The organism is Pseudomonas macauensis (genome assembly GCF_047902425.1).
GTDB lineage: Bacteria > Pseudomonadota > Gammaproteobacteria > Pseudomonadales > Pseudomonadaceae > Pseudomonas.
Genome location: NZ_CP138377.1, coordinates 911,086 through 923,895, shown reverse-complemented (window position 1 = coordinate 923,895; position 12,810 = coordinate 911,086). Strand labels below are relative to the sequence as shown.

Annotated in this window: 9 protein-coding genes; 6 read left to right on the top strand and 3 right to left on the bottom strand. The window is 66.2% G+C overall.

What is annotated here, in order from left to right; translation table 11 throughout:
* Window positions 1–38 precede the first annotated feature (38 nt).
* From SD196_RS04360 to SD196_RS04350, 3 genes are all read left to right on the top strand, one after another.
* Window positions 39–845, top strand: coding sequence for a nucleotidyltransferase domain-containing protein (locus SD196_RS04360; RefSeq protein WP_343575091.1), 807 nt, complete (start codon window positions 39–41; stop codon window positions 843–845).
* Complete coding sequence (gene rtcA, locus SD196_RS04355; RefSeq protein WP_331318264.1) at window positions 845–1,870, top strand: RNA 3'-terminal phosphate cyclase; 1,026 nt, start codon at window positions 845–847, stop codon at window positions 1,868–1,870. The genes SD196_RS04360 and rtcA overlap by 1 nt, the downstream gene beginning before the upstream one ends.
* 103 nt (window positions 1,871–1,973) lie before the next feature.
* Window positions 1,974–2,333, top strand: coding sequence for a hypothetical protein (locus tag SD196_RS04350; RefSeq protein WP_343575094.1), 360 nt, complete (start codon window positions 1,974–1,976; stop codon window positions 2,331–2,333).
* Window positions 2,334–2,483: 150 nt separating this feature from the next.
* Here the strand turns inward: SD196_RS04350 and gdhA are convergent, their stop codons facing one another.
* Window positions 2,484–3,818, bottom strand: a complete 1,335-nt coding sequence (gene gdhA, locus SD196_RS04345) for an NADP-specific glutamate dehydrogenase (protein WP_331318268.1) — start codon at window positions 3,816–3,818, stop codon at window positions 2,484–2,486.
* A gap of 213 nt (window positions 3,819–4,031) precedes the next feature.
* Between gdhA and SD196_RS04340 the strand changes: the two genes are divergently transcribed.
* The gene (locus tag SD196_RS04340) at window positions 4,032–4,331 is read left to right on the top strand and encodes a hypothetical protein (RefSeq protein WP_275610216.1); all 300 of its coding nucleotides are present in this window, start codon (window positions 4,032–4,034) and stop codon (window positions 4,329–4,331) included.
* A 67-nt stretch (window positions 4,332–4,398) separates the two neighbouring features.
* Here the strand turns inward: SD196_RS04340 and ettA are convergent, their stop codons facing one another.
* Window positions 4,399–6,063 carry an energy-dependent translational throttle protein EttA gene (gene ettA / locus SD196_RS04335; RefSeq protein WP_343575099.1) on the bottom strand — a complete coding sequence of 555 codons (1,665 nt, stop codon included), beginning with the start codon at window positions 6,061–6,063 and terminating at the stop codon, window positions 4,399–4,401.
* A 384-nt stretch (window positions 6,064–6,447) separates the two neighbouring features.
* Between ettA and SD196_RS04330 the strand changes: the two genes are divergently transcribed.
* Window positions 6,448–10,614, top strand: a complete 4,167-nt coding sequence (locus SD196_RS04330) for an EAL domain-containing protein (protein ID WP_275611886.1) — start codon at window positions 6,448–6,450, stop codon at window positions 10,612–10,614.
* A gap of 199 nt (window positions 10,615–10,813) precedes the next feature.
* Entirely contained in the window at window positions 10,814–12,067 is a 1,254-nt protein-coding gene (gene glyA / locus SD196_RS04325; RefSeq protein ID WP_416311093.1) for a serine hydroxymethyltransferase, read from the top strand.
* A gap of 187 nt (window positions 12,068–12,254) precedes the next feature.
* Here glyA and SD196_RS04320 read toward each other — a convergent pair whose 3' ends face one another.
* Window positions 12,255–12,746, bottom strand: a complete 492-nt coding sequence (locus tag SD196_RS04320; RefSeq protein WP_331318271.1) for a SecDF P1 head subdomain-containing protein — start codon at window positions 12,744–12,746, stop codon at window positions 12,255–12,257.
* Window positions 12,747–12,810 lie beyond the last annotated feature (64 nt).

The window sequence follows — 12,810 nt, the reverse complement described above, 5'->3', positions numbered from 1 at the left end:
CCGAGGTCCGCCTCGACTGCAAGACAAGGAATCGGAAGATGAGCAAGGAAGAACGACATCCACTCCCCGCCGCCATGCGCGAACGGGTGCTGGAAGAACTGGAAAGACTGGAACAGGAGCGCGAAGTCACCGTGCTCTACGCGTGCGAATCCGGCAGCCGTGCCTGGGGCTTCGCCTCACCGGACAGCGATTACGACGTGCGCTTCGTCTATGTGCATCAACCGGAGTGGTACCTGCGCGTGAGCGAGCCGCGCGACGTGCTGGAGCGTCCGCTGACCGACGAGCTGGACCTCAGCGGCTGGGAGCTGCGCAAGACACTGCGTCTGCTGCGCAAATCCAACCCGACGCTGCTGGAATGGCTGGACTCGCCGCTGGTGTATCGCTGCGAGGCCACAGCGACTGACGGGTTGCGCCAACTGGCGCAGGCGTTCTACTCGCCCGCTGCGGCGCGGGCGCACTACCTGTCGATGGCGCGGAAGAACTTCCGTGGCTACCTGCAAGGGGCGGAAGTTCGCTACAAGAAGTACCTCTACGTGCTGCGCCCGTTGCTCGCCGTACGCTGGATCGACCTGGGGCTTGGCATGCCGCCCATGGTGTTCGAAAGCCTGCTCAAAGCCACCCTGCACGATGCAGCGCAACGGGCCGAGGTGGACGAGCTGCTGACGCTCAAGCGGCGGGCCGTGGAGGCCGAATACGGGCCGGCACGCCCGGCCCTGCATCGGTTGATCGAAGCGGAATTGCAGCGGGCGGAAACACTGAGCGCGCCGCGCGAAGGGAGCAACGACATGTCGCGGCTGGATGAGTACCTGCGCGAGCAGGTATGGACGTACGCAAGGAGTACGTGATGAACAAGGACAGGATCGAACTCGATGGCGCCGAAGGCGGCGGCCAGATCCTGCGCAGCGCGCTGAGCCTGTCGATGATCAGCGGACAGCCGCTGCGCATTATCAACATCCGTGGCCGGCGTTCGCGGCCAGGACTGTTACGCCAGCACCTCACGGCGGTGCGGGCGGCGGCGGAAATCTGCGGCGCGACGGTGGAAGGCGCGGAGCTGGGTTCGCGCAGCCTGACCTTCCGTCCTGGTGCGATCCTCGGCGGCGACTACCGCTTCGCCATCGGTAGTGCGGGCAGCGCCGTGCTGGTGCTACAGACCCTGCTGCCGGCGCTGCTGTTCGCCGACGCACCGAGCAGCCTGGCGATCAGCGGTGGCACCCACAACCCGCTGGCGCCACCGGCCGACTTCATCGAGCGCACCTGGCTGCCACTGCTGCGGCGCATGGGTGCGAGGGTGGATTTCGAGCTGCTGCGCCACGGCTTCATGCCGGCGGGAGGCGGCGAGCTGGTGGTGAGGGTGCTGCCCAGCGAGCTACAGCCGTTGCACCTGATGGTCGCTGGCGCCGAGCGCTCCCGCTCGGCCCGCGCCCTGCTGACGGGCGTACCCGGCCACGTTGCCGAACGCGAACTGGAACGGGTCCGCCGCCACCGTGGATGGAGCGCCGCCAACACCAAGGTAGTGCGCCTGCCCGAGGACCAGGGGCCGGGCAACGCCCTGCTGCTGGATATCGAGTGCGAGCACCTGACGCTGGTGTTCTGCGCCCTCGGCCAGCCGGGCGTCAGCGCCGAGCGGGTTGCCGGCCAGGCGCTGCAGCAGGCGGATGCGTGGCGCACCAGCGGTACCGCCGTCGACGAACACCTGGCGGATCAGTTGCTGCTGCCGATCGCCCTGGCAGGCGGCGGCAGCTTCACCACTCCGCTGCTGAGCGATCACTTGCGGAGCAACCGCGCGGTAATCGAAGCTTTCCTGCCCGTACGAATCGACTGCCAGGCCCATTCGGCAGGTGGCCAGCACATCCGCATCACACCGGTTTGACGCGTTCCTCACAGCTCGCCGGATAGATTGCTGACACGTCCCCTGCCGGGACGTGCCTCTCCATCCGGCGCGTGCGCCCGCCCATTGGCACACGGGAGTTCCCATGGCGCCCCGCGCCATCCTCATTCTGCTTCTGCTCGCACCGCTGGCCGGCTGCGAGACCACCCACCAGACGCTCATCGCCCAGGGCTATCCGCCCGCCTACGCCGACGGCTTCGACGACGGTTGCGGCAGTGGTGGCCAGGCGGCGGGTGCCATCACCGGTGAGTTCCGCAAGAACGTGCCGCGCTACCTGGCGGACAAGCAGTATGCGCTGGGCTGGAGCGACGGTTTCCAGCAATGCCAGGGGCAGTACGTCAGCCAGGAGCGCCAGCGCTATGAGTCGCAGCGCCAGAGCGATCGTGACCGCGAGTGGAAACAGGAGAAGGACCGCGCACTAGGGCGCGCCCTGCGTGGCGAATGAAACGTCGATATCGCAAACCCGTAGGAGCGGACTCCGTCCGCGATGCTCGTTCGCTCGGGCGATCGCGGACAAAGTCCGCTCCTACGGCATGCTCCTCGACTGGAATGAAAAACGGGCCCGATGGGCCCGCTCTTCATGCTGCCGGAATGATCAGACCACGCCCTGCGCCAGCATGGCGTCGGCGACCTTGACGAAGCCGGCGATGTTGGCGCCTTTCACGTAGTTGATCCGGCCATTCTCTTCGCCGTAGGCGACGCAGGCATGGTGGATGTTCTGCATGATGCTGTGCAGGCGCTGGTCCACTTCACCGGCGGTCCACAGCAGGCGCATGGCGTTCTGGCTCATTTCCAGGCCGCTGGTGGCCACGCCGCCGGCGTTGGAAGCCTTGCCCGGTGCATAGAGGGTGCCGGCCTCGAGGAAGATATCCACAGCCTCCAGGGTCGACGGCATGTTGGCGCCCTCGGCCACGCAGACACAGCCGTTGGCCAGCAGGGTGCGCGCGTCGTTGGCATCCAGTTCGTTCTGGGTGGCGCAGGGCAGCGCGATGTCGCAGGCGAGCGCCCACGGACGCTGGCCGGCGAGGAAGCGCAGGCCGGGGCCGGACATTTCGCTGAGACGGCCACGACGGACGTTCTTCAGCTCCATGACTTCTTCCCACTGCTCCAGGGTCAGGCCCGCCTCGGCGAACAGGGTGCCTTCGGAATCGGACAGCGAGATCACCTTGCCGCCCAGTTCCATCACTTTCTGTGCCGCGTACTGGGCAACGTTGCCGGAGCCGGAAATCGCCACGCGCTGGCCGTCGAAGCCGCTGTTGCGCGCCTTGAGCATTTCCTGGGCGAAGTACACGCAGCCGTAGCCGGTGGCCTCCGGGCGGATCAGGCTGCCGCCGTAGGCCAGGCCCTTGCCGGTCAGCACCGAGGTGAATTCGTTGGACAGGCGCTTGTACTGGCCGAACAGGTAGCCGATCTCGCGGGCGCCCACACCGATGTCACCGGCCGGCACGTCGAGGTCCGCGCCGACATGGCGGAACAGCTCGCTCATGAACGACTGGCAGAAGCGCATGACTTCGGCGTCGCTCTTGCCCTTGGGGTCGAAGTCCGAACCGCCCTTGCCGCCGCCCATGGGCAGGGAGGTCAGCGAGTTCTTGAACACCTGCTCGAAGGCCAGGAACTTGAGCACGCCCAGATTCACCGAGGGATGGAAACGCAGGCCGCCCTTGTACGGGCCGATGGCGCTGCTCATCTGCACGCGGAAACCACGGTTGACTCGCACACGACCGGCGTCATCCACCCACGGTACGCGGAACAGGATCGCGCGTTCGGGTTCGACGATACGCTCGACGATGCCGGCTTCCAGGTAGTGCGGATTGGCTTCGAGGAACGGCCAGAGGGAGCGCAGCACCTCTTCCACCGCCTGGTGGAACTCGGGCTGATCGGGGTCGCGCCGCTTGAGGCGCTCAAGGAACGAGTCAACGGATTGCGTCATGTCTACACCGGTACTTTTCTGGTTATGTGATGCTTTTTTGCCGGCAGACTCTAACAAGCTGAAACGCACACAGATAGTGCAAGGTGACGCTTTTATGAATCTTTTTGGTGCAAATATATAAACCAAGGCTCGCCGGCACGTGCAGAAAACCAGATTTTTGTATACAAAATCAATAGAAATCGCATGCAAACAAGTAGCCGAATGAGGAGCGCCATGACCACCCGACTCGCCGTTCTCCTGCTGAGCACAGCACTCGCCAGTGCCAGCCTTCCCGCCCAGGCGGCCATGAAGCTGGGCAACTTCACCCAGTCCGGGACACTGCTGGTGGCGGATACCTTCGACAGCGAGACGCTTCACAAGTCGGACTTCAGTACCGACGACCTCAAGCGCATGGCCCGGCAACTCGAAGAACAGCAGCGTACCCTGGCGGACCAGGCACGGCTGATCGACAAGCTGGAGCGCCGACTGGAAGAGCAGCAACGCGCGCTGGACGATCTCAAGCGCAGCCGCTGAAGAGCCGGGAAGAAAAACGCGGAAACGAAAACGGGGCCCGAAGGCCCCGTTTTCATGCAGCAGCGGCTTACGCCAGCTTCTTGTAGCGCACGCGGTGCGGCTGGGAAGCCGCGTCGCCCAGACGCTTCTTGCGGTCGGCTTCGAACTCGGTGTAGTTGCCTTCGAAGAAGGTCACCTTGCCGTCGTCCTCGTAGGAGAGGATGTGGGTGGCGATACGGTCCAGGAACCAGCGATCGTGGGAAATCACGATGGCGGCGCCGGGGAAGTCCAGCAGTGCTTCTTCCAACGCACGCAGGGTTTCCACGTCGAGGTCGTTGGACGGTTCGTCGAGCAGCAGCACGTTGCCGCCCTGCTTCAGGGTCAGGGCCAGGTGCAGACGGCCACGCTCACCACCGGAGAGGTCCTTGACGAACTTCTGCTGGTCGGCGCCCTTGAAGTTGAAGCGGCCGACATAGCTGCGCGACGGGACTTCGTAGTTGCCGATCTTGATCTGCTCGAAACCGTCGGAGACCTGCTCCCATACGGTCTTGGTGCCTTCCAGGCTGTCGCGGCTCTGGTCGACGCTGGCGATCTGCACGGTATCGCCGATCTCGATGGTGCCCGAGTCCGGTTGCTCCTTGCCGGTCAGCATGCGGAACAGGGTGGATTTACCCGCGCCGTTACCGCCGATCACGCCGACGATGGCGCCCTTGGGAATGCTCAGGGACAGGTCGTCGATCAGTACGCGATCGCCGTAGCCCTTGCAGACGTTGTGCAGCTCGATGACCTTGTCGCCCAGGCGCGGACCGGCCGGGATGTAGATCTCGTTGGTCTCGCTGCGCTTCTGGAATTCCTGCGACTGCATTTCCTCGAAGCGCTGCAGACGGGCCTTGGACTTGGCCTGACGGCCCTTGGCGCCCTGGCGCACCCATTCCAGTTCGGCCTTCATGGCCTTGGCGTGGGAGGCTTCCTGCTTGGCTTCCTGGGCCAGACGGTTGGCCTTGGATTCCAGCCAGCCGGAGTAGTTGCCTTCGAACGGGATGCCGTGGCCACGGTCCAGCTCCAGGATCCAGCCAGCGACGTTGTCGAGGAAGTAACGGTCGTGGGTGATCGCCACCACGGTGCCCGGGAAGTCGTGGAGGAAGTGCTCCAGCCAGGCGACGGAGTCGGCATCCAGGTGGTTGGTCGGTTCGTCCAGCAGCAGCATGTCCGGGGCGGACAGCAGCAGGCGGCACAGTGCTACACGGCGCTTCTCGCCACCGGAGAGGTGTTCGATCTTGGCGTCCCACGGCGGCAGACGCAGGGCGTCGGCGGCGACTTCCAACTGACGCTCCAGGTTGTGGCCGTCGGAGGCGTGGATGATGGCTTCCAGCTTGGCCTGCTCGGCGGCCAGGGCGTCGAAGTCGGCATCCGGATCGGCGTAGGCGGCATAGACTTCATCCAGGCGGGCCTGGGCGGCCTTGATCTGGCCGACAGCCTCTTCGACGATTTCACGCACGGTGGCCTGCGGGTCGAGCTTGGGCTCCTGCGGCAGGTAGCCGACGTTGATGCCCGGCATCGGGCGGGCTTCACCTTCGATCTCGGTGTCGACGCCAGCCATGATGCGCAACAGGGTGGATTTACCCGCGCCGTTCAGGCCGAGCACGCCGATCTTGGCGCCGGGGAAGAACGACAGGGAGATGTCCTTGAGGATTTCACGCTTGGGCGGTACGACTTTGCCGACCCGATGCATGGTGTAGACGTATTGAGCCATGGATACCTGACTTCTGAGATGAAAAGTGATCGGAATGAGCCGGAATGGACTGCGGCAGTGCCGGCGCTGCTGGCCGGATACGGTGGAGCGCCCCACCGGCGGGCGCAGAAGGCCGGTTCAGGGCCTTCGCGCGAATCATGGCGCGGTCATGTTTACCCGCGCGCGTGCGGCAAAGCTACCGGAATGGGCCAGGAAGGGCAAACGACGCTCGTCGGCCGTACTGGCACATCGCCGTACTTCCGGGCATCCTAACCGTGCCGAATTCCGCCGTATCGCCCCCCAGGTAACAGGTCCTTGTCTACAACACCCCGCCCATCCCCGGACACCCTGACCCGACCTGGCCGCGTGGCGACCCGGACCGCCCTGTTGCTGCTGGTGCTGCTGATGCTCGGCCTGCTGGCCTGGCAGCTGCACCAGGAGTTCCGTAACCAGGAGCGCTTCGAACGCGAGCGAGTGACGCTGCACAGCGAGCAACTGGCCCAGCGTATCTCGCTGACCCTGGAGCTCAAGGCCATGGCTGCGCAGGCCCTGCTCAAGCAACGCGACGACCGCGGCGACATCGACGGCGAGCCCGCCCTGCTCAGCGGGCTGCGCCGCATCTATCCGGCCTTCCACAGCCTGGTGCGCCTGGGCAGCAACGGCGTACCGAGGCGTGACTCCGCCATCGGCTTCAAGGACGCAGCCTTCCTGGTCGCCCTGCGCGAGCGCGGCGGCCACCAGGACTATCACTACGCCTTCAGCGAAGAGAACGGCGGCGTGTTCTACATCTGGCTGCGCGCCACCGAGCCCGGCGAAGGGGACAGCATCATCCGCCTCGACGAGCGGCTCGCCCGCCGTGGCTGGAGCGCGCAACTGCGCCCGAATGCGCCGCCGTGGATTCTCGAAGACCAGGTACGGCACAAGGTCCTCGGCCGTTCCAGCGGTTCGCGTCCCGGCCCGCTTACCGCCGCCTCGCCGCTGGAACAGGCGCAGAGCCTCGCCGCACTGCCGATCCCGAACACCGACTGGCAATTGCGCCCGCTGTTCGACGCCCAGCGCGTGCGCACCGCGCTGCTGCCGCGGCTGGTCGGGGAACTGGCGCTGCTGCTGTTGCTCGCCGGCGTCACCGGCGGCGCCCTGCTGCGCCTGCAGCGTGAACAACAGAACCTGCGCGCGCTGACCGTCGACTCCCAGCAACGCCTGCGCCAGGCCGCGCAGGCGCTGGGCGCCATCGACGAACGGGTGCTGGTGACCCGCGCCGACGGCCGCCTTGCCTACCTCAACCCGCAGGCGGAGCAACTGTTCGGCATCCCGGCCGACCAGGCCGCCAACCATCATCTGCTGGAACTCCTGCCGGGGCTGGGCGCCCAGCAGGGCGGCGAGGCCAGCCTGCTGGACAACGGCAGCACAGAACTGGTCCGGGTCACCCACACCGGGCAGGCGCGCCTGTTCGCGGTCAGCCGCCGCCCGCTGGACGACAATCCCCTCGCCGCCGAGCTGCCATGGCTGCTGCGCGACAACTTCGCGCATGGCGGCCAGGTCTGGGTGCTGCGCGACGTCACCGAGGAGCAGCAGGCGCTGCACATCCTCGAAGAGACGCGGCGACGCTACCAGGACATCTTCGACGGCGTCGGCGTCGCCCTCTGTGTGCTCGACCTGTCGGCATTGCGGCAGAACCTGGTGGACCTCAACCTGCGCCGGCAGAACGATCTGCAGGACTGGATTGCCGCGCAACCCGAGCGCCTGCCCGGGCTGCTGCGCCAGGTGCGCATCACCGAAATCAACAACGTCGCCAAGCGCCTGATGGGCGTCAGTACCACCGAGCAGGCCTGGCAGGTGCTGTTCGGCAGCGCCGGCATGCGCCCGGACGGGGTGCGCAGCAAGATGCTCGACGCGGTGCTGGCCGGCCACGGCATGATCGAGCTGGAAGCCTGCATCCAGACGCGCCAGGGCGAGCAGCGCCACCTCTGGCTACAACTGCGCGTGCCGGAGATGATCCAGGACTTCCACGCGGTCACCCTCAGCCTTTCCGACATCACCTCGCGCAAGCAGGTCGAACTGTCGCTGGTGGAGCGCGAGAAGTTCTGGTCCGACGCGGTGCGCGCGGTGCCCGACACCCTGTACATCCACGACATCGCCGCGCGCCGGGTGATCTTCAGCAATCACAACCTCGGCTACCAGCTCGGCTACAGCGCCGACGAACTGCGGGCGATGGGCGAGCGCTTCTGGGAAAAGGTCCTGCACCCGGACGACGTCGAATACTACTGGCGCGTGCGCAACCTGCAGCAGGTGGTGGGCGACGGCCTGCTGCTCGACAGCCAGCTGCGCTGGCGCCACCGCGACGGCAGCTGGCACTGGTTCGACGTCCGCGAGCAGGCCTTCACCCGCGATGCCGCCGGCCGCGTGGCCCGGCTGATCGGCGTGGCCAAGGACATCACCGACACCGTCGAGGCGCACAACTCCCTGCGCGAGAGCAGCCGCCGCTACCGCATGCTGGCCGAGAGCATCAGCGACGTGATCGTCTCCACCGACGCCCAGGTCAAGCTCAACTATGTCAGCCCGTCGATCCAGCAGGTGTTCGGCTACAGCGCCGACTGGGTGCTGCACAACGGCTTCCAGCAGGTGGCCGCCAACCCGGCGCAACTGGAACGCCTGAGCGCACTGCTGGAGCGACTGCACGACGCCATCGGCGAGCCCACGCGCCTCGCCGAACTGCGCGAGAACACCGAGCCGCAGCTGTTCACCCTCGACTGCATACATGCCGATGGGCACAAGATTCCGGTGGAGCTGCGCATCGCCCTGATGTGGGACGACCACGGTTGCTTCGAGGGCCTGCTCGGTGTCGCCCGCGACATCAGCCAGCAGCGCCGCGCGGAACGCGAAATGCGCATGGCCGCGACGGTATTCGAGCACTCCACGGCGGCGATCATGGTCACCGACCCGGTCGGCTACATCGTGCAGATCAACGACTCCTTCACCCGCCTCACCGGCTACCAGGCCGAGGAAGTGCTGGACCAGCTGCCGCGCCTGCTCACCGCCGACCGCCAGGAGGCCAACCAGCTCAAGCACGTGCTGGACAGCCTGCGCAAAAGCGGTAGCTGGGAAGGCGAGATCCTGCAGAAGCGCAAGAACGGCGAGCTGTATCCGTCCTGGGTCGGCATCACCGCCGTGCACGACGAGGAAGGCGACCTGGTGAGCTTCGTCTGCTTCTTCAGCGACATCAGCGAGCGCAAGGCCAGCGAGCGGCGCATTCACCGCCTGGCCTACTACGACGCCCTGACCCACCTGCCCAACCGCACGCTGTTCCAGGACCGCCTGCACACCGCGCTGTTGCAGGCCGAGCGACACCAGCAGTGGGTGGTGCTGATGTTCCTCGACCTCGACCGCTTCAAGCCGATCAACGACTCCCTGGGCCACGCCGCGGGCGACCGCATGCTCAAGGAAGTGGCCGAGCGCCTGAGCCACTGCGTCAGTGACGACGACACCGTGGCGCGCATGGGTGGCGACGAGTTCACCCTGCTGCTGCCCGGCCAGGGCGACCGGGAGCGGGCGCTCCGCCAGGCGATCCAGGTGGCCGAGCAGATCCTCGCCAGCCTCGCCCGTCCCTTCACCCTCGAAGGCCGCGAATTCTTCGTCACCGCCAGCATCGGCGTGGCGCTGTCGCCGCAGGACGGCGCCGAGCTCAGCCAGTTGATGAAGAACGCCGACACGGCGATGTACCACGCCAAGGAGATGGGCAAGAACAACTTCCAGTTCTACCAGGCTGAGATGAACGCCCGCGCGCTGGAGCGCCTGGAACTGGAAAGCGACCTGCGCCGCGCCATCGAGCAGGAGGAATTCATCCTGCATTACCAGCCGCAGTTCACCGGTGACGGCCGCCGCCTGACCGGCGCCGAGGCGCTGCTGCGCTGGCAGCATCCCAAGCGCGGGCTGATCCCGCCGACGGAGTTCGTCCCGGTGCTGGAAGAGCTGGGCCTGGTGGCCCAGGTCGGCGACTGGCTGCTGGAGCAGGCCTGCCTGCAGCTCAAGGCCTGGCACCGCGACAAGGTGCGGGTGCCGAAGATCTCGGTGAACCTCTCCGCCCGGCAATTCGCCGACGGCCAGCTGGGCGAGCGCATCGCCGGCATCCTCCGCGACACCGGCATTCCGCCGGCGTGCCTGGAGCTGGAGCTGACCGAAAGCATCCTGATGAGCGACGTGTCCCAGGCCATGCAGATTCTCCGCGGGCTGAAGCGCCTGGGCCTGGCGATCGCGGTGGACGACTTCGGCACCGGCTACTCCTCGCTCAACTACCTCAAGCAGTTCCCCATCGACGTGCTGAAGATCGACCGCAGCTTCGTCGACGGCCTGCCCCACGGCGAACAGGACGCGCAGATCGCCCGCGCCATCATCGCCATGGCCCACAGCCTGAACCTGATGGTGATCGCCGAGGGCGTGGAGAGCCACGATCAGCTGGAGTTCCTGCGCCAGCACGGTTGCGACGAGGTGCAGGGCTTCCTCTTCGGCCGGCCGGTGCCGGCGGACCAGTTCGCTGCGCTGTTCGCCAGCAATGCCATCTTCCTGCTGGGCTGAGGCCCTGCGGTCTCCCCGCAGAGGTACGGCCTGCTCCTACATCCGGCCCGCCATCGGTGTTGAACCGCTCCCAATTCCGCGCACCTACTGGCCTTGAACCCCGCTTGTCAGCCACATGACCGCCTTTCATGTGCCAGCACAGCCGCCTTGGGTTAGAATGCGCGCCTTTCCCCAGCACCCGATCCTTAAGAGGACCGCCATGTTCAGCCGTGATTTGACCCTCGCCCGCTACGATGCCGAACTCTTCGCCGCGATGGAGCAGGAAGCCCAGCGCCAGGAAGAGCACATCGAGCTCATCGCCTCCGAGAACTACACCAGCCCGGCGGTGATGGAAGCCCAGGGTTCGGTGCTGACCAACAAGTACGCCGAAGGCTACCCGGGCAAGCGCTACTACGGTGGTTGCGAGTACGTCGACATCGTCGAGCAACTGGCCATCGACCGCGCCAAAGAGCTGTTCGGCGCCGACTACGCCAACGTCCAGCCGCACGCCGGCTCCCAGGCCAACTCCGCCGTCTACCTGGCCCTGCTCAACGCCGGTGACACCATCCTGGGCATGAGCCTGGCCCACGGCGGCCACCTGACCCACGGCGCCAGCGTTTCCTCCTCCGGCAAGCTGTACAACGCCATCCAGTACGGCATCGACGCCAACGGCCTGATCGACTACGACGAAGTCGAGCGTCTGGCTGTCGAGCACAAGCCGAAGATGATCGTCGCCGGCTTCTCCGCCTACTCCCAGGTGCTGGACTTCGCCCGCTTCCGCGCCATCGCCGACAAGGTCGGTGCCTACCTGTTCGTCGACATGGCCCATGTGGCCGGTCTGGTCGCCGCAGGCGTCTACCCGAACCCGGTGCCGTTCGCCGACGTGGTCACCACCACCACCCACAAGACCCTGCGCGGCCCGCGCGGCGGCCTGATCCTCGCTCGCAAGAACGAAGAGATCGAGAAGAAGCTGAACTCCGCCGTCTTCCCGGGCGCCCAGGGTGGCCCGCTGGAGCACGTGATCGCCGCCAAGGCCGTGTGCTTCAAGGAAGCCCTGCAGCCCGAGTTCAAGGCCTACCAGCAGCAGGTCCTGAAGAACGCCCAGACCATGGCCAGCGTGTTCATCGAGCGCGGCTTCGACGTGGTTTCCGGCGGTACCCAGAACCACCTGTTCCTGCTGTCCCTGATCAAGCAGGACATCACCGGTAAGGACGCCGACGCTGCCCTGGGTCGCGCCTTCATCACCGTGAACAAGAACAGCGTGCCGAACGACCCGCGTTCCCCGTTCGTCACCTCCGGCCTGCGCATCGGCACCCCGGCCGTCACCACTCGCGGCTTCAAGGAAGCCGAGTGCCGCGAGCTGGCTGGCTGGATCTGCGACATCCTGACCAACATGGGCGACGAGTCCGTGGTGGACAGCGTGCGTGAGAAGGTCAAGGCCATCTGCGCCAAGTTCCCGGTATACGGCGCCTAAGCCGAACCCGCGAACCGCGATACGAAGAAGCCCGGCATCTGCCGGGCTTTTTCATTTGAGGTGGGAGTCAGCGTCGTAGGGCGCATAACGCGCCAGCGTTATCCGCCACCGGGCTATCGGCGGATAACCTGTTCCAGGTTATTCGCCCTACGAAAAGCCACTTCCCTCAGGCATCTCTATAAAGAAGCTACGGCTGCCCACCCGACTTCTGCTCCGGCTGCACCGGAACCTGTCGTAGCTCATTGAGCTGCCGCACCAGCGTTTCTGCCTCGGCCTGGCTGGCGAAGCCCTGCAGCGTGACCCGGCCATCGGTCACCGGACGCTCGACCCTGGGCAACAGGCGCAGTTGCCCATCGATCACCACCGCCAGGGCCTTGCCCTGCTCCTCGCGGGTCAGGCGTGCCAGGCGCTGGCTGGCGTCGGGGGTGAACTGCACCTGCACAGCCGGCTTGCCGTCGGCGACGCTGGCCAGTTCGGCCTGCTGTACGTCGCGCTGGGTCAGGGTCGGCTGGGTCGTCACCAGCACCGCCTTACCCTGCGGGTCGGCCAGGGTGCGGGTGCTGGCCGAGGGGCGCTCGGCCAGGGCGTGGACGTCGAAGCTGTGCTGCGGGGCGGTTGGCGGAGCACCGGCGCAGGCGGCCAGCAGCGTGGCGAATAGGAACGGTATCGAGCGTTTCATCGGATGCGAGTCAGGCAGAACGGCCAGTCAGGCCAGGGTCATAGAGAGTCAGACCACCTTCGTG